At 39.6% G+C, this 22752-nt stretch carries 20 protein-coding genes; 15 read left to right on the forward strand and 5 right to left on the reverse strand.

The features are described 5' to 3' along the window. The first annotated feature begins 43 nt into the window (after window positions 1–43). From J5X91_RS14395 to J5X91_RS14420, 6 genes are all read left to right on the forward strand, one after another. On the forward strand, window positions 44–997 hold the full coding sequence (locus J5X91_RS14395) for a slipin family protein (RefSeq protein ID WP_011329902.1): 954 nt from the start codon (window positions 44–46) through the stop codon (window positions 995–997). Between the two features lie 21 nt (window positions 998–1018). Next, window positions 1019–1471 (forward strand): hypothetical protein, encoded by a 453-nt coding sequence (locus J5X91_RS14400; RefSeq protein ID WP_011329901.1) that lies wholly within the window; start codon window positions 1019–1021, stop codon window positions 1469–1471. Window positions 1472–1642: 171 nt separating this feature from the next. Continuing rightward, the gene (locus J5X91_RS14405) at window positions 1643–2476 is read left to right on the forward strand and encodes a patatin family protein (RefSeq protein ID WP_208835086.1); all 834 of its coding nucleotides are present in this window, start codon (window positions 1643–1645) and stop codon (window positions 2474–2476) included. A gap of 201 nt (window positions 2477–2677) precedes the next feature. Further along, window positions 2678–3448, forward strand: a complete 771-nt coding sequence (locus J5X91_RS14410; RefSeq protein ID WP_208835087.1) for an undecaprenyl-diphosphate phosphatase — start codon at window positions 2678–2680, stop codon at window positions 3446–3448. 22 nt (window positions 3449–3470) lie between these two features. Then, complete coding sequence (locus J5X91_RS14415) at window positions 3471–3692, forward strand: hypothetical protein (protein WP_011329898.1); 222 nt, start codon at window positions 3471–3473, stop codon at window positions 3690–3692. A gap of 93 nt (window positions 3693–3785) precedes the next feature. Beyond that, on the forward strand, window positions 3786–3977 hold the full coding sequence (locus J5X91_RS14420) for a DUF3185 family protein (RefSeq protein WP_011329897.1): 192 nt from the start codon (window positions 3786–3788) through the stop codon (window positions 3975–3977). A gap of 186 nt (window positions 3978–4163) precedes the next feature. On the opposite strand, the gene ahpF is transcribed toward J5X91_RS14420, so the two are convergent. Then, the gene (ahpF, locus tag J5X91_RS14425; RefSeq protein WP_208835088.1) at window positions 4164–5735 is read right to left on the reverse strand and encodes an alkyl hydroperoxide reductase subunit F; all 1572 of its coding nucleotides are present in this window, start codon (window positions 5733–5735) and stop codon (window positions 4164–4166) included. A gap of 150 nt (window positions 5736–5885) precedes the next feature. Then, window positions 5886–6455 (reverse strand): alkyl hydroperoxide reductase subunit C, encoded by a 570-nt coding sequence (gene ahpC / locus J5X91_RS14430; RefSeq protein WP_011329895.1) that lies wholly within the window; start codon window positions 6453–6455, stop codon window positions 5886–5888. 256 nt (window positions 6456–6711) lie between these two features. On the opposite strand from ahpC, the gene J5X91_RS14435 reads away from it, so the two are divergent. From J5X91_RS14435 to J5X91_RS14445, 3 genes are all read left to right on the forward strand, one after another. Continuing rightward, window positions 6712–7131, forward strand: coding sequence for a DUF3429 domain-containing protein (locus J5X91_RS14435; protein ID WP_208835089.1), 420 nt, complete (start codon window positions 6712–6714; stop codon window positions 7129–7131). A 28-nt stretch (window positions 7132–7159) separates the two neighbouring features. Continuing rightward, entirely contained in the window at window positions 7160–7564 is a 405-nt protein-coding gene (locus tag J5X91_RS14440) for a hypothetical protein (RefSeq protein WP_011329893.1), read from the forward strand. Between the two features lie 183 nt (window positions 7565–7747). Beyond that, entirely contained in the window at window positions 7748–8551 is an 804-nt protein-coding gene (locus J5X91_RS14445; protein ID WP_208835090.1) for a class I SAM-dependent methyltransferase, read from the forward strand. An 8-nt stretch (window positions 8552–8559) separates the two neighbouring features. Here the strand turns inward: J5X91_RS14445 and J5X91_RS14450 are convergent, their stop codons facing one another. Next, window positions 8560–10161, reverse strand: coding sequence for a GMC family oxidoreductase N-terminal domain-containing protein (locus J5X91_RS14450; RefSeq protein ID WP_208835091.1), 1602 nt, complete (start codon window positions 10159–10161; stop codon window positions 8560–8562). 104 nt (window positions 10162–10265) lie between these two features. On the opposite strand from J5X91_RS14450, the gene J5X91_RS14455 reads away from it, so the two are divergent. The 5 genes from J5X91_RS14455 to J5X91_RS14475 all read left to right on the forward strand — a co-directional run bounded on the left by J5X91_RS14455 (window position 10266) and on the right by J5X91_RS14475 (window position 18177). Beyond that, window positions 10266–11267, forward strand: a complete 1002-nt coding sequence (locus J5X91_RS14455; protein ID WP_208835092.1) for an AraC family transcriptional regulator — start codon at window positions 10266–10268, stop codon at window positions 11265–11267. 37 nt (window positions 11268–11304) lie between these two features. Next, window positions 11305–12309: a Gfo/Idh/MocA family oxidoreductase gene (locus J5X91_RS14460; RefSeq protein ID WP_208835093.1), complete on the forward strand. Its 1005-nt coding sequence runs from the start codon at window positions 11305–11307 to the stop codon at window positions 12307–12309. A 235-nt stretch (window positions 12310–12544) separates the two neighbouring features. Beyond that, the gene (locus tag J5X91_RS14465; RefSeq protein WP_208835094.1) at window positions 12545–13405 is read left to right on the forward strand and encodes a DMT family transporter; all 861 of its coding nucleotides are present in this window, start codon (window positions 12545–12547) and stop codon (window positions 13403–13405) included. Between the two features lie 679 nt (window positions 13406–14084). After that, window positions 14085–16502 (forward strand): TonB-dependent receptor, encoded by a 2418-nt coding sequence (locus J5X91_RS14470; RefSeq protein ID WP_208835095.1) that lies wholly within the window; start codon window positions 14085–14087, stop codon window positions 16500–16502. Between the two features lie 88 nt (window positions 16503–16590). Then, window positions 16591–18177, forward strand: a complete 1587-nt coding sequence (locus J5X91_RS14475; protein WP_208835096.1) for a sulfotransferase family protein — start codon at window positions 16591–16593, stop codon at window positions 18175–18177. 162 nt (window positions 18178–18339) lie between these two features. Here J5X91_RS14475 and J5X91_RS14480 read toward each other — a convergent pair whose 3' ends face one another. Both J5X91_RS14480 and J5X91_RS14485 read right to left on the reverse strand, forming a co-directional pair. Beyond that, entirely contained in the window at window positions 18340–19197 is an 858-nt protein-coding gene (locus J5X91_RS14480; RefSeq protein WP_041454909.1) for a PA4780 family RIO1-like protein kinase, read from the reverse strand. A 358-nt stretch (window positions 19198–19555) separates the two neighbouring features. Beyond that, window positions 19556–21535: a ligand-gated channel protein gene (locus J5X91_RS14485; RefSeq protein WP_208835097.1), complete on the reverse strand. Its 1980-nt coding sequence runs from the start codon at window positions 21533–21535 to the stop codon at window positions 19556–19558. A gap of 120 nt (window positions 21536–21655) precedes the next feature. Between J5X91_RS14485 and J5X91_RS14490 the strand changes: the two genes are divergently transcribed. Beyond that, a complete protein-coding gene (locus J5X91_RS14490; RefSeq protein WP_208835098.1) occupies window positions 21656–22549 on the forward strand; it encodes a LysR family transcriptional regulator in 894 nt (297 codons plus the stop codon). Window positions 22550–22752: the final 203 nt, after the last annotated feature.

Genomic DNA, 22752 nt, shown 5'->3' on the forward strand with positions numbered 1-22752 from the left:
CAATTCAACTTGTTAACTCTTTATTATTAGAAGGAATATTTACATGGACCCGATTGCACAAGTGCTCAATACAATATTTACCGTTGAAGCGTTTTTACTCATTTTTGTTTTAGTACTGCTAAAAAGTAGTGTCAAATTTGTACCACAAAACCGCGCTTGGTTAATAGAACGCTTTGGTAAGTATCAATCAACTAAAGAAGCAGGTCTAAACTTTATTATCCCATTTATTGATCGTATTGCTGCAGATCGCAGTTTAAAAGAACAAGCACAAGACGTGCCTTCACAGTCGGCAATCACTAAAGATAATATTTCGCTTACTGTAGATGGCGTTTTGTATTTCCGTGTGCTTGACCCATATAAAGCAACCTACGGCGTTGATGATTACATATTTGCTGTAACTCAGCTTTCGCAAACAACCATGCGTTCTGAGCTTGGTAAAATGGAATTAGATAAAACTTTTGAAGAGCGTGACGTACTGAACACTAATATTGTCACTTCTATCAACCAAGCGGCAGAGCCTTGGGGTATTCAAGTATTACGTTACGAAATAAAAGATATTGTGCCACCACAATCTGTAATGGAAGCGATGGAAGCACAAATGAAAGCAGAGCGAGTTAAACGCGCACAAATACTTGAATCTGAAGGTGACCGTCAAGCCAATATCAATGTGGCCGAAGGGCGTAAACAAGCACAGGTATTAGGTGCTGAAGGTGAAAAGGCAGAACAAATTTTACGCGCAGAAGGTGAAGCTAAAGCAATTATTGCAGTTGCCGAAGCACAAGCCGAAGCCCTGCGTAAAGTGGGTGAAGCTGCCGATACAGAGCAAGGTCAAAAAGCAATCCAGCTTGATTTAGCAACTAAAGCAATAGCCGCAAAAGAAGCCATTGCCAGAGAGTCATCAATTGTATTGCTTCCTGATAATGCCACCGATGCAAGCTCAATGGTTGCACAAGGTATGGCCATTATTAATAGCTTAAATAAAAAGCATCAAGGCTAATAACTAAATAAAGGAGTCGGTATGGAATTTATTACCCAAAATTTACCACAAACCTTAATGGTACTTGGGGTTCTTGCGCTGATCATAGAAGTAGCCGTATTGGGGCTCTCTACCTTTATATTGTTATTTTTTGGCTTATCGTTATTTATAACCGGGCTGCTCATGAGTATGGGAATATTAGCCGACTCTATGACCACTGCGCTTTGGAGTAATACTCTAATAACAGCTGCAATTTCTATATTGCTTTGGAAGCCCCTAAAGCGGATGCAAAATAATGTTGAGCGTAAACCAGTTAATAGCGACTTTGCAGAGCTGACTTTTGTACTTAACCAAGATGTGACTATTGAAGGGTTAAGTACTCATCAGTATTCTGGCATTAGCTGGCAACTTAAAAGCAAACAGCCCATTAGCGCCGGTACGCAAGTTAAAGTAACTAAAAAAGAAGTTGGTGTAATGTGGGTTCAAAGCATTTAAAAACCTACAGCAATTATATTTTTCTAAACCGTTAAAATAACAATAAACGGGCAATTAAACACTGCCCGTTTATTTTGTTGAGTATTTATAATAAATAATCGCCTACCTCCTCCCTCGCACTTTGCTAACTAAGTTGATAGCATTAAAAAATGATGTAAGGAATATATCGTTATGACAAATCAACATAAACACACTTTGGTTGTTGAAGGGGGTGCAATGCGCGGTATTTTTGCAGCCGGTGTACTTGATGAGTTTTTAAAACAAAACTATCAACCATTTGCACGTTATTTTGGCGTATCTGCAGGGGCTACAAATGTAGCAGCCTATTTATGCAAGCAACCAATGCGCAATTACAAAGTGATCACCGACTATTCATGTCGTCCTGAGTTTATTAATCTTGCGCGCTTTATAAAGGGTGGCCATTTATTTGATTTAGACTGGCTATGGCAAGAAACCATTCGTGAAATACGGCTAAACACCGAAGTGTTTGCGCAAAACCCGGCAGACTTTTATATTGTTACTACGGCTATCGAATCGGGTAAAGCCCATTACTTAAAAGCCACCAGCACCGATATGGTCGAGCAATTAAAAGCGTCTTGTGCTATTCCTATTGCGTATCGCGACTATCCAATAATTAATAATATAGCCATGACCGATGGCGGCGTAGCCGACTCTATTCCCGTTATAAAAGCGTATGAAATGGGTGCACGTGAAATAACCGTTATTTTATCTCAGCCTTTGGGTTATCGTAAAAGGCCAAGTAAAGCACCATGGTTAACTAAAAAAATATATAAAAACTACCCGGCACTTATTAACACAACCCTCACCAGAGCCGATGTTTATAACCAAAGTATTGATTTTATTAATAACCCACCCGCTGATTGCCGGGTAAATATTATAGCGCCACCAGTTAATTTTAAAGTGGGCCGTACCACTAAAAAGCTTGCAACCCTTAACACTGGCTACCAAATGGGTGTAGACGCCGCAAAAGCATTTTTAGCTTAATTCAAAACTAACTTAAGCTGTATATTTAAAATTACTGCCCTTTATTTTAAATAAACATTAAAACACTTTAGATATTGTTAATAAGCTCTTATCCTATGGCGGAATTTTGATAAGTGAGTTATGTATTGTTTCTCATGAAATATTATGAGCATTAGCAACTCCCATTGTATTTTTTATTAAGTATTTAGGAACACATTGAACGTGGACATTTTTAACGCAATTATTTTAGGTATTATTGAAGGTATTACTGAGTTTTTACCTATTTCGTCAACCGGGCATATTATTGTAGCAGCGCAATGGTTGGGTATAGAAGCAACGGCTACTAATCAAGCATTCGGCGTAATTATTCAATTAGCCGCCATTTTAGCGGTACTTGCCAACTATAAAGATAAGTTCACTCCAAAACATCTTAACTTATGGATAAAAGTAGCCATCGCATTTATTCCTTTAGGCATTATTGCTTTTATTTTTAGTGACGTAATAAAAGCACTATTTAACGTACCCGTTGTGGGAGTTATGTTTATTGTTGGTGGCGTGATTTTTTTACTGCTAGAGCGCAATTATAAAGAACAAAACTGCACCACTACCGATGTTACTCAAGTGACTTATAAGCAAGCAATATGGATTGGTATAGCCCAAGTATTCGCACTTATTCCTGGTACTAGCCGTGCGGGTAGCTCTATTGTAGGTGCTATGTTGTGTGGTTTAAACCGCAAAGCCAGCGCTGAATTTTCATTTTTACTTGGTTTACCTGTACTTGCTGCAGCGTCTGGGTATGATTTGCTAAAGCATTATGACTTATTTACTTTTGACGATTTAACCGCTCTTGCTGTAGGCTTTATTACCTCTTTTATAGTGGCCTATTTTACAATTAAATTATTTATCCGCTTTTTAGAAAACTTTACTTTTGTAAGTTTTGGTATTTACCGCATTGTATTTGGTGTTATTTTATTAACCATAGCTTACGTTTAATACATATTTAAGAGAGATAATAATGAACGAAAAAATAAATCAAGAAGCACTGCACGCACTTAAAATAGCATTTACCTACATGCCTAAAGCAATCGAGGTGACTAAATACGAATACGGCGAACGCTATCAAACCGTACTTGATCATATTGAAGCCGTGCGCGAAACACTCCTTATAAACGATGTAGATCCTGAGGAAGTGGGCGGCGATATAAATCCTGAGTACACGCCAAATTCAACCTATTAAATAATCATAAATTGCGTTAGCTTATTTACTATTATTTAACTACTATATTTACTAAGTATTTTTAACTAACACTCTAAAAAGTAAGGATCTATTATGAATAACAAAGTGATTGGTATTGTGCTTATTATTATTGGCGTTGCGTTGGCTATTTGGGGGTATGATGTTTATGAAGCAGCTGGCTCACAAGTTAGCCGCGCGCTAAGTGGCGACACGCCAATAGAAGCATGGGCCGGTATGATCGGTGGAGCTGTGTGTATAATAGTCGGCATTACCAGGGTTAAGTAACATACAGCTTATAAACGCTGCATGTTAAAAAAACAAAAATAATCAGTGTTTATTTAACCCCTAAATTAAATATTAAAAAAAGCCGCCTTTGGAGAAGGGCGGCTTGGGTGAACAAACAGCTATGGGTGTATTTTTGCTGTTATATCAAGAGACGTTTTTTAACTAACCTGATGCAGATTAACTAAATTAAGCTTGCTCTGTTTCATCGCTGTGGCGAATTAAGTAATCAAACGCACCTAAACTGGCTGTTGCACCACTGCCCATAGCAATTATTATTTGCTTAAATGGTGTATTGGTTGCATCCCCCGCACCATAAACGCCTGGGAGTGATGTTGCGCCTTTGGCATCAATTAAAACCTCACCAAATTTGCTCAGTTCAAGCTCGCTGTCTTTTAGCCATTCTGTATTTGGTATTAAACCAATTTGTACAAATATGCCCGCAAGAGTGAGTTGCTTACTGTCGCCACTTACGCGGTCGGTGTAAGTTAAACCGGTTACTTTTTTGCCATCGCCGAGTACTTCGGTTGTTTGTGCACTTTTAATAATAGTAATATTAGCCATACTGCTAGCTTTGCGAATAAGTACTTCGTCGGCACGTAATGTATCGGCAAATTCAAGTACCGTTACATGCTCTACAATATTGGCTAAATCAATCGCGGCTTCTATACCTGAATTACCGCCACCAATTACCGCAACCGGTTTGCCTTTAAATAAGGGCCCATCGCAATGTGGGCAATATGCCACGCCGTGGCCACGATATTGTTGCTCGCCAGTCACGTTCATTTCGCGCCAGCGTGCGCCTGTTGCCAGTACCAGCGACTTGGCACTCAGTACCGCGCCATTTTCTAGAGTAATTTCGTAACCATTATTATTGCGACTAAGCTTAGCTGCGCGTTGATTATGCATTACATCTACATCGTATTCTTTAACGTGCTCTTCTAGTTGTGCTACCAGTTTTGGCCCTTCGGTGGCTTTAATCGAAATAAAGTTTTCGATTGCTAAAGTATCGGCTACTTGTCCGCCAAATCTATCTGCAACAATACCGGTGTTTAACCCTTTTCGTGCTGAGTAAATAGCAGCCGATGCACCCGCAGGCCCACCACCAATAACTAACACGTCAAACTTTTCTTTTTTACTTAACGACTCAGCTTGGCGCTGTGCACCTTTGCTATCTACTTTATTGAGTATGTCGGTTAGGCTTAGTGCACCTTGGCTAAATGGTTCGCCATTTAAATAAACAGCCGGTACAGCTAAAATGTTGCGCTCTTCTACTTCGCCTTGAAATAACGCGCCATCTATCATGGTGGCTTTAATTTTATTATTCGTTGCTGCCATTGTATTTAAAGCCTGCACTACTTGTGGGCAGGTTTGACAACTTAAGCTTATATACACTTCAAAATTAAGCGCTTGGTCGAGCGACTTTATTTGTTCAATGTCCTCGGCTTTTGCTTTACTGGCATGCCCGCCAGTGTGCAATAGCGCTAACACTAAACTAGTGAATTCGTGGCCCATAGGTACACCCGCAAACGTAATATGGGTGTTTTTTATAGGTGAATGTACAACCATTGACGGGCGTCGTGCGCTTGTGTCTGGGTTGTTTATTACCGTAAATTTATCGCTTAGTGAGGCTAAATCGTTTGCTAAGCTTGCTACTTCTGTTGATTTTTTGCTGTCGTCCAAGGCGATAAGCAGCTCAACAGGTTGAGTAAGCGATTCAAAATGGCTTTTTAATTGATTTTTTATGTTGTTATCTAACATGGCTTAACCCTTTTAGAAAATTTAAACAGCAAGCCTCCCATGCCAAATAATGCATGTGCTTAAACAAGTATATTGAAATAGGAGGCACCAACAAACGGATGTTTATTGATTTAAGGGCAGTTACCTGCCCTTACTTGGTAAATAGAGTACTTAGATTTTACCAACTAGGTCTAGTGAAGGTGCAAGTGTGTCTTCACCTGGCTGCCAAGATGCAGGGCAAACTTCACCGTCGTGCGTTGCAATATATTGTGCAGCTTGTACTTTACGAACGAGTTCTTTAGCGCTACGGCCAATACCTAAATCGTGAGTTTCGATAATTTTAATTTCGCCTTCTGGATTCATTACAAATGTTCCGCGAAGTGCTAAGCCTTCTTCTTCGATCATTACGCCAAAGCTACGTGTAATACGCCCTGTTGGGTCGCCAATCATAGGGTAAGTAATTTTACCTATTGTGTCTGACGTGTCGTGCCATGCTTTGTGAGTAAAATGAGTATCGGTAGATACTGAATAAACTTCTACGCCCATTTCTTGTAATTGTGCGTAATAATCTGCCATGTCGCCAAGTTCAGTTGGACATACAAAAGTGAAGTCAGCTGGGTAAAAGAAGAAAATAGACCATTTACCAAGTACGTCTTTTTCAGATAATTCTACAAAGTCGCCGTTGTGGTAAGCGGTTGCATTGAATGGTTGTAATTTTGTGTTGATTAATGAAGTGCTCATGGTATTTCCTCATTTATGTTTAATGTATTTAAAAAGTAATCAACGCTATCGTTTTAAACGACCTTCTGCGTTGGCTTGATTAATACTATAAGACTAATGATAATTTAAATAAAATTGATTGTTTAGATTGATTCAATCAGTTTTTAAGATGGCGGTTTGGCAAATTACTTTTATACGCAATTTTTTAAGGTAGCTATTAGTAATACTGTTACAATAGCCGCGCTAAATACTCACCATATAAACGAGGCGTGCTGTTATGGAAAAATTTATTAACCACATACAACTAGGCTACTTGGGCTTGCTCCCATTTTTAGGCTGTGTTGGTTGGCCACTAATGTTTGGCAGTGACAGTGTAAACTTAGAGTTTTTTACTTTTTACAGCATTGCTATTTTAGCCTTTATGGCGGGTAACTTATGGCGCGCTGGTGAGCAAAGTTACAGTAATGCTATAAAAGCAGTTATTGTAGTTATACCTGTACCGTTTTTATCATTTTTACCAGTTGAATGGGCGCTTGCGTGGTTAGCGGTAAGCTTTTGGTTGGTGCTTATTTTTGAAAAAGCCTCACCGCAATGGCAAAGTTACCATAAAGATTATCAAAAAATGCGTTTTGTACTTACCTCTGTCGTGTTTGTATGCCATATATTTACTATTGGTATGAGCATTTACCCTAACTAATTTAAACTATTGCGCTTAAGGGCACACCATGATTGACCAATTGCGCCAGCAACTTAATACGCTTGGCGAAAACTACGTAGAAAAAAAAGCGGTATTTAAAATTAAAGTTATTCCATTTTTTTGTGCCATTAGTATAAAAAAAGATCATAAAAGTGAAGGCCGTCTGAGCTTTTATTCTAATCAACTCATTGAAATACTTATGGTGGTATTATTTGTTTTGTTTGGCTTATCTATTTACGACATAGACGCTGGCTTTACCCATGGCCCTATTCATATTATGTTCGCAATTTTAATTACCTTTAACCTTATACTTAAGCAAGTGGCCATTGAAGGGTTAAAAACACGTTTAGCCATGCTGCGTTTATATGAGCAACAAGCGCTAAATAATAACGCCGACGTTATCATTGCAAATAGCGATAAAAATACTAAATAACCTGATCTCAAGCAGCTACTTTCAGCGCTAACTGCGTTGAATTTACTTGCAATAGGCCAGCTATTGACGCGTAAATTCGCCTTGTTTTCACTGAAAACCTCTGGCTAGAGAAAGTAAAATTAAATATAAATATGATTCAATACGTTAGTAAATCTCTTAACCAGAGTCCAGGTTAAATAACTTATGTACCTAAATCCCAAATGGAAAATACTCACTGTGGGCGATGGCGATTTATCGTTTTCTAACGCGCTGCATCAGCACCTAAAGCCGAGCTTATTGGTTGCCTCTACGTTTGATGACGCAGCCACTATTGAGCATAAATACCAAGACAATGCACTAAGCACTTTAAAAACCAATAAAGTAACCGTACTTAATAGCTTTGATGTTACAAAACCCCAGTGCTGGCAAAACCTAAACGTTAACTTACATAGCTTTGATGTGGTTATTTTTCAATTTCCGCTTGTTCCTGCCTTTGTGGGCCGCGAAGCGTTTGAAAACAATACTCAACAAACCAGTATGAACGTATTTAATCGTGCTTTACTGCACCAATTTATAAAATACGCTAACGAGTATGCACTTAACCCCAATGGCCCAATGCTGTGCTATATCACTTCAAAAGACGTAAAGCCTTATCGGGAGTGGAATATAGAAGGCAGTTTAAATGCACATTTAAACGCTGAGTATTTAGGGCAAATGCCGTTTGATATTAGCCGCTTTGCTGGTTATAAAATTCGCAATGTTGACCGTGATAAACACGTAAAAGACACCAGCGGTATTACCTATGTATTTAGCCCAAAACAGCATAGCGAGTTAAGCTGCCATCTTACTTTGCCGCATTATTTGACCCCAAATCACTGCCCACTTTGTCGTGTTGGCCCTTATATGGCAACCGAGGACGAAAACAAACACTTAAATGCCAAAAAGCATCAGCAAATGCTGCGCCTAGAACACGACTGGCAACAATGGCTTAATGCCTTTTATGCTTAACGCTTAATTTAAGGATTAGCCTGCTTAATTAAATCGGCCGCTTTTTCAGCAATAGCAATAACCGCAGCATTGGTGTTACCGGTTATTATGCTGGGCATAATTGAGGCGTCTACTACACGTAGCCCTTGTATAGCGTAAACTCGCAGCTCATTGTCAACCACTGCAAGTGGATCATTACCCATTTTACAGGTGCCTACCGGATGGTATTCGGTATCGGCCGTTTGACGAATAAATTCAATCAATTGCTCATCGTTATTTATATCAAGCGGGTAAACCATGTCACCACGAATGGCATCAAATGCACTGCTTTGCATTATTTGTAGTGTTTTTTTAAGGCCCTGTAACATCACTTTTATATCGTCGGGATGGCTTAAATAATTAGGATCGATTAGCGGCGCGCTGCGCGGATCACTATCGGCTAACTTAACAGCACCGCGGCTTTTAGGGCGCATAATACTACTATGAATACTGTAACCATGGCCGGTGTGTAATTTTCGGCTGTGATCATCCACTAAACCCAGCACAAACTCTAGCTGTACGTCTGGCGCAGGGGAGTCATCAAATAACTTAATAAATGCATGCGACTCTGCAAAGTTAGTAGTTAAGCACCCTTGGCGCTTACTAAACCAATCTATACAGCCTTTTAACACCCTAGCAGCCCCTGGGATACTCAAACCAAACGTGCCTTTACTGGTTTTTGCTCTATACAAAGGCACCACTGTAAGGTGGTCGTGTAAGTTAGCCCCCACCCCTTCTAATGGTACTATCACCTTAATATTATGTGCGTGTAAATGGTTGCTGGGGCCAACTCCTGAAAGCATTAATAGTTGCGGCGAATTAATTGCCCCGGCACTGAGGATCACTTCGTTATTGGCGTATAAATTAACCACCTGTTTATTACGTTCAATTTGTACACCTTGCGCCATATTATTGTTTATTATTACTTTATTTACATGGCTATTGGTTAATACGGTTAAGTTTGCACGTTTTAAATGAGGAGTTAAGTACGCTTTAGCTGCGCTGCAACGCTCTCCATTATGTTGCGTAACCTGTGAAAGCCTAGCACCTTGCTGCTCGGTTGCATTTATATCGTTATTTAAACTCACCCCTTGCTCAACGCAGGCATTTAAAAAACATTGATTTACTGGGCTTGGCTCATTCAATTCTTGTACGTGAAGTGGCCCTTGTGTGCCATGTAACTCACTATTGGTAAATGTTTTATTGTTTTCGGCTTTTATAAAGTAGGGTAATAAACTGTCATAATCCCAGCCACTATTGCCATTGGCCGCCCACTGATCGTAATCGTATTTATTGCCTCTAATATACACCATGGCATTAATAGAGCTTGAGCCACCCAATACCTTACCTCGTGGCATAAAACCACAGCGATTATTCAGCTCTTTTTGCGCTACTGTATTGTAATGCCAGCTATTAATACCATAAGGCACACTTGCAGCAACCCCTGCAGGCATTTGTACAAAAGCAGTATTATCGCTAGAGCCTGCTTCAATTAAGCACACACTTACATTAGCATTTTCTGATAGCCGCGAGGCAATAACACACCCTGCACTGCCCGCGCCTACTACAATGTAGTCAAATGTTGTATTCATAGCATGCCTTTTATAATTTTCACAAATTGCCCATAACCACAATATTGCATAGATAAAAACATAAAAACTTGATATTTTTAGACACTCAACAGCAAAGGTTAACTATGAGCAGCTTAATAAGAGCCACGTCTTTACAAGGTATCGATACGCTAATTTTAGAATTTGGCGCAAATGTAGCTGCCATTATGCAAGCGTGTAATATTAACGTTGATTTTACTCAGCTCGAAAACCAATATGTAAGCTATCGTTGCTATGCAGCATTATTAGAATACTGCGCACAACAATTTAATTGCCCCAGCTTTGGCTTAAAGCTCGCCAGCCGACAAAGTTTTGATATTTTGGGTTATATTTCTATTGCCGCTAAAAGCGGTACCTATTTAAGTGATGCACTCGATTGGGTGGTTAAATACTTACATTTGCACAGCCCTGCTCTTCGGCTTACGGCTCATCCATTAGAGGACGATAAAAGCTTATTTTTATCGTTCGAAATTAACCTCAACCCGCTACCTAACATTAACCAAGTTACCGAACTAACGATTGGCTTAGCAATGGGAGCGATTAAAAAGCTTAGCAATAACCAATGCAAACCTATCACGGTTTTTTTACCACAAAAGCTCACCACTAGTAAGTATGCTTATAACAGCTATTTTGACTGTAAAGTAATAGAGCACCGTAACAGCGCGGGTATTGTGATTGCGAAACAAGACTTAAGCATAGCACTTGAACAAGGGGAGCTGACAAACGTAGAGGCTGCACGAAACTTTTTAGCTAAAAATAGTCAATACAACAGCCCATTACCCATTCAAGTAAGCGCGTTAATGCGCCCCATGCTGCCTATTTATCAGTGCTCTAATCACACGATTGCTGCGGCGCTTAATATGCATCCACGTACTTTGCATCGCAAACTAGCTAAGCATAATACCAGCTTTGTAAAACTCAAAGATACCACGCGCCGTGCACTTGCACAGCACTATTTAACGCAAGGGCAACTTACTATATCAACTATATCTGAATTATTGGGTTATCAAGAGCAAGCCACATTAAGCGCCAGTGTTAAACGCTGGTTTGGCTGTTCTCCTCGCGCATTTAGAACAAATAATTGTTAAACTGCGTCTCACTTTTTATGAATTTATAGAGTTGAGCATGAACTTTGTTATTGTCGGTACTAACTTTATTAGCGATACCTTATTAAAAGCAGCCAACACCTTAATCGATTTTAATTTATATGGTGTGTGCTCGCGTGCAACAACGAGCGGCGAAGCCTTTTTAGCTAAACATCCAAAAAATACTCAAGCAAAAATATTTACTTCTATTGAAGAAGTTTGCCAAGACGAGCACGTAGATGCCGTTTATATTGCCGCACCTAATAGCTTACATCAGCTATATGCAGTGCAATGTTTAGCAGCAGGTAAACATGTACTGGGAGAAAAACCAGCGGCGGCTAATAGTGCCGAATTAGCCACTATTATAGCAACTGCTAAAAAACATCAACGGTTATACATGGAAGCCATGATGACCACGCATTTACCCAACTTTGCATTGTTGCAACAAGCCATGCTAAAAATTGGTACGCCGCGTAAGTTTATTGGCCAATACAGTCAGTATTCGTCGCGCTACGATAAATATAAAAATGGCGAGCGCCCAAATACCTTTTTACCTCAATTTGCTAATGGTGCTTTGGTTGATTTAGGCATTTATCCGCTGTATTTATTAATAGCCCTTTGGGGCGCACCAAACAGTGTACACGCAAGTGGTGTACTCCTTGATACCGGTGTAGACGGCGCAGGCGATGTACTTTTAAATTATCACGATAAACAGGCGGTGATCAGCTACTCTAAAATATCGCAAGGCGATAATATTACCGAAATACAAGGCGAGCTTGGCCGTATTCGAATAGAAGCTGTATCGCAACTCAAAAAAGTAGAGTTTATTGCTAATAACGGTGAACGCGAACTACTGTCGCAGCCTTTTGATGAGCATTTTATGAAACATGAAGTTGATCATTTTATGCAAATGATTACACAAAAAGCGCTGCAATCGGATATTAATACACACCAGCTGAGTCTTGATGTAATGCATGTACTTGATACCGCTCGCGCGCAATTAGGTGTTGTATACCCAAACGATAAAGCTTTTGAGACAAATTAAACCTTTGCTATAGTGCCTATTAGCCGCTTTATAATATGAGTGTTAGTTTAATAGCTAACGCTCATACGTTTTTAACTACTTTTGAGCTTGTGAAGCAACAAGCGCAGCAACATATGTTTTCTTTAACAATAACAAAGCGTAAGTTGCTAAATCTGTTGTTTATCGAATAAGTTTACCTCGAGTATCAAAAACAGGTAGAATGCGCCAAATTTAATAGTGATATACAAGGAAAACAATGCATTCATCTACGAAAGAACTCTTACTCGCTGTTTTTTGTATATTGCTCGCTATGGTAACTATTCAATCTGGTGCGTCGCTTGCCAAGCAACTCTTCCCTATTGTAGGCCCTGAAGGGACTACTGCACTACGTTTAGGCTTTTCTGCCACTATTTTATGTCTGATTTTTAAACCATGGAAACACTTGCCTGCCGCAGGCCAACGATTTCCTATTTTAATTTACGGCCTGAGCCTCGGTGGTATGAACATTTTGTTTTATTACGCCATAGAGCGTATTCCACTGGGTATTGGCGTTGCACTTGAATTCACCGGCCCATTAGCAGTTGCATTATTTTCATCGCGTCGTAAGCGTGATCTATTTTGGGTAGGCTGTGCTATTGCGGGTATTTTATTACTACTGCCTGATATGAAAGGCCAAGAAAGCCTAGATCCGGTTGGCGTTATATTGGCGCTTGCCGCTGGTGCATGTTGGGCGGGTTATATTCTTTTTGGTAAAAAAACCGGTAATCAAGGCTCTGGTGGTGCAACTGTGGCTATGGGTATGACTATTTCGGCCATTGTACTTGTGCCCTATGGCGGAATTTTGCAAGCCTCTTCATTCAGTTGGGATATTATTCCGTTAGGTATTGCTATTGCAATACTCTCAAGCGCCCTGCCGTATACCCTAGAAATGATCACTTTGCGTAATATGTCGTCGCAAGGCTTTAGTATTATGATGAGCTTAGAGCCCGCAATTGCAGCATTAGCCGGATTACTCATATTAGGCGAACTATTGTCTATTTGGCAGTGGCTGGCAATATTACTGGTAATTATTGCTTCTGTTGGCAGTTCAACCTCAAAACCACAAAGCAGCAGTTAATCTATCCTCATTAAGTCAGTAGGCCGTATTAACCTTAGGGATTAATATTTGTTCAATTTAGGGGCAATTTAATCCCGGCGCGAAATTTGTAACCTAATGGGCTCGATAACTGCTCCTGCTTTAGTTTACTAGCTTACATCCATGCAGGAAAAGTTACTCCCCTAGATATAACCCTTCGGGCAGCGCGTGTTTGGCATTTATGCGTCGTTATCGCCTACTTATGATGAATACCCACATTACATAGGCTCTGCCTAACCTAAAAACCAAACGCACTGCTACAACTTCAAAAGATAAATATGCCCTAACCTCTAGTGGCTTTAATTTTCTAATGAAAACGGCCATGTTTTTGTATCACTTATACTTGTTACTTTAACCCTTTACCTGCATTTAAATGCATAACAGTTTTGCTCATCAATGTAATGCCACTTGCTACTCAGCATCTTGCTATAAATTTTACTACTGTTTAGCTTTTAACAACTAAGCTGTAAGAGCACGCTGAATGCTTTTTGAGCAAGCAACTGTTACCAATGGTTATTTATTAATCTAAACAAACTCAGCCTTGATATTTATTCTATAAAAGTGAATTATAATTCATATTTTTATTCCCAGATGTATTCCACCCTGATAAACTAAAATCCTTACTTACTCATTATAACTAATTGCATTAGGATCACTTTTTATGTTTAAACCAAGCCTGTTAACCTTGGCTATTTCAAGCACACTTTCGAGTGTGGTTTTATTCTCTAATACCGCTTCAGCTCAAGAACAAGTGGTTACAAAAAACAAATCACTTGAAGTTATAGAGGTTACGGCAACACGACGCAGCGGCTCTGTGCAAGCAGCACCACTTAATATAACCGCGCTTGACGCTGATGTAATGAAAGATCAAAACATTAGTGAACTTGCCGATGTAGCACGCTGGGTTCCTGGTTTAACAATTACTGATCAAGGTGGCCGCGAAGGTTCACCTATTATTGTACGTGGTTTAAATACTAACTCATCGGGTCCAGCGTCAGATGGCGGCACTGTAGCAACTTATATCAACGAAATTCCGGTAAGTGTTGATATGCGCCTCGTTGATATTGAGCGCGTAGAAGTACTTATTGGGCCACAAGGTACATTATATGGCGCAGGTACATTAGGCGGCGCCATTCGTTACATGCTAAAAGCGCCAGAGCTTGATTTTACCTCAGGCGAAATTTACGGTGATGTTTTCCAAACCCAAGAAAGTGACTCAGTAGGTGGTGAAGGCGGCTTTATTTTCAACTTACCAATTATTGAAGATAAACTTGCTATACGTACTAGCTTAAACCTATATAAAGATCCGGGTTTTGTAGATTACAATTATGTTGTTCGTGAGCCGGGAGTATCGCTTAGCGATCCTGATTGGAGCAATACTGATGCCGTTAACAACAACCTTAAACAAGTAAAAGATGCCAACGGCGAAACCACCACTACAGGGCGTATATCAGTTCGTTATAAAGCGAGTGAGTCTTTTGAAGGTACGCTTAACTATTTTTATCAAAAACAAGACAGCGAAGGTCGTTCAATTGTTCATAGCAACAGCTTAAATGCAAACAATGGCTTAAGCGATATAATTGGTAAGTACGAGTCAGCGTATCGTTACGAAGAGCCACGTGAAAAAGAAGATCAATTACTTAGCCTAGAACTCAAAGCTGACTTAGGCTTTGCAGAGTTAGTATCGGCTACCGGTATATCAAGCTTTGAAGCTGAAGGCCAACGCGACCAAACCGATTTACTGATCCGTCTTGATTATGGCTACGAAGAGTTTCCAGCATTTTCAACATTTACCCGCGAAACTGATGAAGTAGACACCTTTACCCAAGAGCTGCGTTTAGTATCACAAGGTGATAGCGATTTGAGTTGGATAGTAGGTGGTTTTTATAATAAAAAAGACACAGATGCATCAAGCAGAGAATTTACACCAGGCTTTGATCAGTTTGCGGTTGATAACTTTGGCGCAACTCAACTTAGACCTGACTCACTTGAGTACCTAGAAATAACGAGCAGCAAAGTAACAGAGTCCGCTCTTTTTGGTGAAGTTGGTTACCAAGTAACCGACAAACTAGATATAACGCTTGGTGTACGATTTTACGAATACGATGTAAAGTCTAAAGCCGCTTTTGACTTTCCGTTAGCCAATACATTATATGATGGTGCCGGCCCTAACGATATCGCTATTAACTTTGAGGAAAATTCAGCAAGTGATAACGGTAATCTATTAAAATTTAACGCTAAGTATCAATTTAATGACACCGTAATGGGCTATGTAACGGTAAGTGAGGGCTTTAGAATCGGTGGTTCAAATGGCTTGGTTCCGTGCCCTGATCCACTTCCTGAGGATCAACAAACAGGCTGTGGTAAACCAGATGAAATGCTATTTGATGCCGATATAACGACCAATTACGAGCTTGGCTTTAAAAGTACATGGTTTAGAAGTCAGTTACACTTTAACGCTGCACTCTTTAACGTAGATTGGGACAATGCACAAATTACTGGAGCAACCGCAGTAGGCCAACTACCTTACCTTTCAAACGCTGGCAGCGCTAACGCAAAAGGCATTGAAATTGCTACTCGTGCTATTTTATCTGACTCGTTTAGCGCCTACGCAACATACGCTTACACTAAAGCTGAGCTAACATCAGATGCACCATTTTTGTTTAACGCCGACGGGAGTGATGGCGCTGCAGATGGCGATCGCCTACCTGGTTCGCCAGAGCATCAGTTTTCATTAGGTATTAATTACCAAACTGACGTGTTTAACGACAAAACATTAGATATAAACTACGGCTTAACTGCGCAAAGTGACGTTATTTCCAAAGTTGGTTTACGTGATAACGGTGAAGTACTACCAGGTTACAGCTTAAGTAATATTTCAGCTAAGTTAACAGCAGATGCGTGGTCAACTACATTATATGTTGATAATATGTTTAATAAATATGCTGTTACATCGGTACGTCGCTCAGATGCCGATATTACAAGTGCTAATGGCGCAGAAATACAACGTAACTATGGCCATTACATTAACCGCCCTCTTACGGTAGGCATTAAATTTAACTACAAGTTTGAAATATAATTTAAATTACATTTAAACTGTACTTAATCTATGTCATAAAGGCTCAAATTTATTTGAGCCTTTTTATTTATACGAGCTAACTATAACTATGCCCCCTAGCCTAAAACAGTTACATCAAAGTGCCATAAATTACTTAAACCAAGGTGATGTGCAACAAGCGCATAAAGCTTTAGTTGAACTTGTTACCCAAAAACCAGACTTTGCAGACGGCTATTTTTTATTAGCTATGGTAAACCTGCAAGTGGGGCAAATTTACAAAGCCATTCAGCTGATTGAAAAAGCGCAAGGTTTCAAAGAAAGTGTTGAATACACAGCGCAACTGGCAAAATGTTACGCGCTAACAGGGCAACTACAAAAAGCCAAAGCAACCGCATTAAGTGTTGCACTTAGCAAAATAACTAAAGCGCTGGATGCAGACACTTTAGGCGTTGCACTTACACAAGCGGGTTTACACGAACAAGCAATAAATTACTTTGAATGCGCGTTAACGCTTTCAAATAACAAACAAACTCCGCAAGCACAGTTTTTTTATAATTTTGGTGTTTGCGCTAAGTTTTTAGGCCTTTTTGAGCAAGCTCAAGATGCGTTTGAAAATGCTATTACTCTAAAACCATTACATCACCAAAGCCACTTTGCATTGAGCGATTTAACTAAAGCAAGCACGCAAACTAACCATATTAAGCGCTTAAAAGCAGTTGCTGAACAGGTTACTCACCCCGATGCAAAACTACATATTGGCCATGCATTAGCAAAAGAATATCAAGATATTGGCGCATTTTCGGATGCTTTTATAGCACTGCAACAAGGTAAAGCCGATAAACTTAAAAACAGCCCATTTGATAACGAGGGATCAGCGGCTTTATTTGTACATATTAAAAAGTTAAGCCTTGAGCATAATAAGCTAAACGCCTCAGGTAACCCAAGCAAGGAGCCTATTTTTGTTTTAGGTATGCCGCGCTCTGGCACTACCTTAGTAGAGCGTATTTTATCAAGCCACAGCGACGTGCAATCTGCAGGCGAACTGCAAGACTTTGGCCTGTGTGTTAAAAAAATAAGCCAAACTACCTCGCAGCACGTGCTGGATAACCAAACCCTGAGTAGCGCTTATCAAATGAACTTTGAGCAACTTGGTACTCATTACTTAAATGCTACCCGCGTAGTTACAGGCAATAGTAAACACTTTATTGATAAACTCCCTTTTAACTTTTTTTATATTGATTTAATAACTAAAGCATTACCTAATGCAAAAATAATTTGCCTGCTACGCGATCCAATGGACACCTGTATTGGTAACTATCGCCAACTATTTAGTATTAATAACCCTTATTACGCTTATTCGTTAGACTTACTTGATACCGCTAAATTTTATAGCCGTTTTTATAAACTAATGCAGCATTTTCAAAGTTTGCATAAAAATACAATAAAATTAGTTCAGTACGAGGAATTAGTAGCGCAGCCCGAAGCGCAAATTAAAGATTTAGTTAAGTTTTGTGATTTAGCGTGGCAACCGCAGTGTATTGATTTTCATTTAAATACAGCGCCGGTTTCTACCGCCAGTAAAGTGCAGGTTCGCCAACCACTCAACAACAAAGCCATTGGCCGCTGGCGTGCATTTAAACCACATACAAATGAAATACAGCAGTACTTTAAAGCGCAGGGAATAGGAGTGAAATAACAGCTAAATTACTCAAGGTGAAAGAGAAAGCGTTAAAACAAAAAACATTTGCTTTATACGGGCTCAGGCCGCGATTAAGTTAACCTTTGTTTTATTGAATTTAACTGCAACGGCTTGATGTCTAGCTACTACACGCTAGACATCAGCTTAATTTTATTAAGTTTAAGCATCTTCGTCAACGTCTCGAATACGGTCTAAGCGCTCCAGCTCTTCTTCACGAGCAGCTTCAATTTCTTCAAGTATTGCATCAACATCAGCGGCTTCACTGTTATCTTCAAATTCGCCTGTTAAAGTGGAGTTAGCCGTTAAGTTAGCCTCAGAAAATAATGCCCACATTTCTTTGGCGTATTGAGTTTGCAATAAAGCCGGTGCATATTCGCCGTAATAGCGGCGCATATTATTAACATCGCGAGCAAACATTGCTTCGGCGCTATTATTCGCTGCGGCATTAACGGCTTGCGGTAAGTCGATAATTACAGGGCCTTTGCTGTCAACCAATACATTAAATTCTGATAAGTCGCCGTGGATGATACCTGCACACAACATTAATTTAATGTAATGCATCATTAAGCTATGCTGCCTAATCGCCTCTTCTTCACTAAGAGCTACATTACCTAATTGCGGGGCAACGTCGCCGCTGTCATCGCACACTAGCTCCATTAGCAACACACCATCAATACAACCGTAGGTGTCGGGTACACGTACACCGGCACTCGCTAAACGTGATAGCGCATCAACTTCGGCATTTTGCCAAATTTCTTCTTCTAATTGGCGACCATAACTTGAGCGTTTACCCATAGCACGCGCTTGGCGCCCACCACGAACTTTACGGCCTTCTTGATATTGTGCGGCTTTTTTAAAACTACGTTTACTGGCTTCTTTATAAACTTTAGCGCAGCGAATATGATCGCCACACTGCACTACAAAAACATCGGCTTCTTTACCGCTCATAAGCCTGCTGAGTACGTCATCAATTAAACCATCATCAACTAGCGGTTGTAGGCGTTTAGGTATTTTCACAGGTTTTCTGCTAAATAAAAGGCGCTAATAACATTTATTTTATTAACTTGGTTATGGTTGTCTAGGTGGTTCAAACGAGGTGTTACCTTTGCGGATTAAGTGCGGTTATAGAGTAGTAGCAAGCAGTAATAACATTTAAGTGTCAACTAAACAGCTACATATATGTGCCTAGAATAAGCGACTCAAGCGTAAAAGCCAACCGCATTTTATAATTTATCAGCTTTTTTTAAACAAACTTTAATACTGGCTGCATTTACTGCAATAAAATTGATGCCTAACTACAATAAATAATGGCTATTTAGTATATAGCCATTATTTATTTTTTAAAAAGAAGTAATTTAATAGCTAATTAAAGCACTTAAAACTGCCATGCTAAAGAAGCCCAATAACGACGTCCGTCTTCTACATAACCATATTCTACTTCGCTAATTTCTTTATCAAATAAGTTATAAACTCCCACGCCTAATTTAATGTTGTTACTTAATTGATAGTTTGCACCTAAATCTGCTGTGGTATAGCTTGGAGCAATTAAGCTACTTTGCGATGGCCCAGTTGTAGGTTGGCTTTCTTCCCCGCGATAGTGCATACGTGCCCATGCACTAAATGCATCGCTTAAAACCCAATTAACAGAGGTTTGCAGTAAGTGTGTTGGTAATTGATTTAATGGGCTTCCTGCATAAGTGCCCGTTTTTTGCTCCGATTCGGTGTAAGTATAATTAGCGCTTGCACTTACTTTACTGCTTAGTTTAAGCGATGCTGATAGCTCAAACCCTTGTGTTACTGCTTCATCTACATTTACGTAGGTTGTTGGGTCTGAACCAAATTCATTTGGACCGTCGGTGCATTGAGTTAATGGGCAAGCTATACGTGATATTTTATCGTCAAACTGATTATAGAAAACAGTGGCCGAGGTACTGAACTTTTCACCTTTATCGTAATAAACACCTACTTCATAATTTATTGATTTTTCAGGCGCTAAATTCGCATTACCATATATATTACCGCCACGACTAACCTGCCCCCATTCTGGCGTAGTTGCTCGTAAACTAGGTGCTTTAAAACCGGTAGATACACCTCCTTTAACGGTTAAATTATCGCTCACATTAAGCACACCATATAAACGTGGGCTAATATGGCCGCCAAAGTTACTATCATGGTCGTATCGAATACCGCCGGTTAATGCAAATAACTCGCTAGTTCGCCATTCATCTTCGCTAAATATAGACCATTGCTCGTTATCTATTTGCGATACATCACTTAATTTGTTGCTGGTATGATCGGTTAAATCTTCTTTTTTATAGGAAGCGCCCAATGTCGCATTATGCTCACTCGCAAGCGGAATACTCCACATCGTTTGTGCATCAGTATTTTTAATAAGCATTTCGCGTGATTTATTATTGTATTCATCGTACTTTATATAGCTATTAGAACTACCAAAGTCATAATAACCATTATGGCTTACCGAGATGGTTTTTTGCTCGTATTGTGTAGTTGTTGATTCCGGGCAACCACGGCGGCCACACTTTTCCCCTGGAGCAAGTGGCGCAATTGTTTTACCCACAGTCGCATCTAACGTTTGTTCAGCACGACCAAGCTCTAATGTAACCTCGTGATTTTTATTAGGTGTTACTATAAACTTAGCTTTAAGATTATTTTGTTCTTTGCCTCTAAAACCAGCTACTAGGTCATCTTCATCGCGTTTTGTAAATTGCCCGTATAGCTGCACTCCAAGTAGTTCATCAACTAATGAGCCCGCTGTAAAAAAGTTAGCTTGGTTAATGTTCCCAGACTCATTACTTTGTTGAATAGTACTATCTAAACGCACCTCGCCGTACCACTGCTCAGGTGTTTTACGAGTAATGATATTGATTACCCCGCCTATCGCATCAGAGCCATATAAAGATGACATTGGACCGCGAATAACTTCTATACGTTCAATGGCCCCAATAGGCGGTGTCCATGCCCCCTCAACGCCTGGGCCGTCGCTGTTTGGCCGTGTTTCGCGCGATGTTTGTCGTTGGCCATCTATTAATATTAATGTATAGCCATTAGCCATGCCACGTAAGCTAATATCTTTTCTGTCGCCACCGCCAGTGACTATAACGCCGGGCACGTCTGTCATAGCGTCGGTTAAATCACGGTAAAAACGACTCGCTAACTCTTCTCTATCAATCACACTAATAGATGCAGGAGCATTTTTAATTAGCTGCTCATACCCTGATGCAGTGACCACCATCACTTCCATATCATCGTTTGTTTTATTTGCTTGCGCATAATTTGTAAAGGTAAATAAAATTGCGGCACTTAAAGGCAATAATTGTCGACTTGCGGTGTTCATATTTGTTTCCCATGTTAGAATAGCTAATTGATAATGATTAGCGTTTACAATGTTAAGGATAAGTGCATTGCCGATCAATATAAGTATGCTAATAATTAAATTAAGGAAAACTTAATCACTATGAATATCAAGTTAACACGCTCTTTAACTATGTTTGTGCGCATAGTAGAAACAAACAGTATGAGCTTAGCTGCTAAACAATTAGGCATGACAACTTCTGCTGTAAGTCAGCAAATTAAAACACTAGAACAAGAGGTTGGATTAAACTTATTCAATCGCAGTCCACGAGCATTAAGCTTAACTGAAGCGGGTGATATTTATTATCAAAGCTGTAAAAAGCTGCTGCAAACAGCAGAGCAGACTAAACAAAAACTACAGTATTTAACCGGTATACCAAGTGGCAAACTTAAATTAGTTGCCCCTGTTGGCTTTGGCGCTGGGTTACTTTCTGAACCATTAAAGCGCTTAATAGAGCTACACCCAAAATTAAACATAGAACTAATTTTAACAGATGAACCTATTGATATGCTTAAAGAAGGAGCCGACTTAGCATTGTGTATTGGCCCACTTAACGACTCAAACTTAATAGCCCGAAAATTAGCCCAATGGCCTTATGCTCTTTGTGTTAATGCGACGCACCCTTTAGCAAAAAATGATCAATGTATTGAACAATTAAACCAGCACGCTCATATAGCTCACAGCCATTTAAACTATCAATTATTTAAGCCAAACAGCGCACCATACACACTTAATGCTCCGCGTATAAAAGTAAATAATATGCAATCAGTTATTCAATTAGTATGCGATGGATTAGGTTATGCAATGCTACCAGAGCCAGAAGTGCGCGAACGCATTAAAAACAAAGAGTTAAAGCAACTTCATAAAGATTGGCAACGTTCAAACTACACTGTGTATGCAGTAACGCCAAAACGAGATTTTATTGCTGCAAAGACTTATGCCTTACTCGATATTTTAAAAAAGCACTTCGCAGAAGTCACTCTAGGCACTAAGTAACACTTATAACTGTTACTATTTGTTCTATATAACAAATAGTAACAACCAGTTACAAACAGTTAAGAATTAACACAAAAAGAGTTGAAACTTTGTTCGATCCTAGTATTGAGTTAAGTTAAATAATGTGTAACTATTCAGCCTCATCTGAAATGAATATATCAGGCAGCTGATTTTTGAATAATAACTCAAGGGCTAGGCTTGCA

The organism is Pseudoalteromonas sp. K222D (assembly GCF_017653575.1).
In the GTDB taxonomy this organism is placed as follows: domain Bacteria; phylum Pseudomonadota; class Gammaproteobacteria; order Enterobacterales; family Alteromonadaceae; genus Pseudoalteromonas; species Pseudoalteromonas nigrifaciens.

What these genes read in the sequence shown, in the direction of transcription:
- J5X91_RS14395 (WP_011329902.1), top strand. Translation starts at nt 44, where the DNA reads ATGGACCCGATTGCACAAGTGCTCAATACAATATTTACCGTTGAAGCG.
- J5X91_RS14400 (WP_011329901.1), top strand. Translation starts at nt 1,019, where the DNA reads ATGGAATTTATTACCCAAAATTTACCACAAACCTTAATGGTACTTGGG.
- J5X91_RS14405 (WP_208835086.1), top strand. Translation starts at nt 1,643, where the DNA reads ATGACAAATCAACATAAACACACTTTGGTTGTTGAAGGGGGTGCAATG.
- J5X91_RS14415 (WP_011329898.1), top strand. Translation starts at nt 3,471, where the DNA reads ATGAACGAAAAAATAAATCAAGAAGCACTGCACGCACTTAAAATAGCA.
- J5X91_RS14420 (WP_011329897.1), top strand. Translation starts at nt 3,786, where the DNA reads ATGAATAACAAAGTGATTGGTATTGTGCTTATTATTATTGGCGTTGCG.
- ahpF (WP_208835088.1), bottom strand. Translation starts at nt 5,735, where the DNA reads ATGTTAGATAACAACATAAAAAATCAATTAAAAAGCCATTTTGAATCG.
- ahpC (WP_011329895.1), bottom strand. Translation starts at nt 6,455, where the DNA reads ATGAGCACTTCATTAATCAACACAAAATTACAACCATTCAATGCAACC.
- J5X91_RS14435 (WP_208835089.1), top strand. Translation starts at nt 6,712, where the DNA reads ATGGAAAAATTTATTAACCACATACAACTAGGCTACTTGGGCTTGCTC.
- J5X91_RS14440 (WP_011329893.1), top strand. Translation starts at nt 7,160, where the DNA reads ATGATTGACCAATTGCGCCAGCAACTTAATACGCTTGGCGAAAACTAC.
- J5X91_RS14445 (WP_208835090.1), top strand. Translation starts at nt 7,748, where the DNA reads ATGTACCTAAATCCCAAATGGAAAATACTCACTGTGGGCGATGGCGAT.
- J5X91_RS14450 (WP_208835091.1), bottom strand. Translation starts at nt 10,161, where the DNA reads ATGAATACAACATTTGACTACATTGTAGTAGGCGCGGGCAGTGCAGGG.
- J5X91_RS14455 (WP_208835092.1), top strand. Translation starts at nt 10,266, where the DNA reads ATGAGCAGCTTAATAAGAGCCACGTCTTTACAAGGTATCGATACGCTA.
- J5X91_RS14460 (WP_208835093.1), top strand. Translation starts at nt 11,305, where the DNA reads ATGAACTTTGTTATTGTCGGTACTAACTTTATTAGCGATACCTTATTA.
- J5X91_RS14465 (WP_208835094.1), top strand. Translation starts at nt 12,545, where the DNA reads ATGCATTCATCTACGAAAGAACTCTTACTCGCTGTTTTTTGTATATTG.
- J5X91_RS14470 (WP_208835095.1), top strand. Translation starts at nt 14,085, where the DNA reads ATGTTTAAACCAAGCCTGTTAACCTTGGCTATTTCAAGCACACTTTCG.
- J5X91_RS14475 (WP_208835096.1), top strand. Translation starts at nt 16,591, where the DNA reads ATGCCCCCTAGCCTAAAACAGTTACATCAAAGTGCCATAAATTACTTA.
- J5X91_RS14485 (WP_208835097.1), bottom strand. Translation starts at nt 21,535, where the DNA reads ATGAACACCGCAAGTCGACAATTATTGCCTTTAAGTGCCGCAATTTTA.
- J5X91_RS14490 (WP_208835098.1), top strand. Translation starts at nt 21,656, where the DNA reads ATGAATATCAAGTTAACACGCTCTTTAACTATGTTTGTGCGCATAGTA.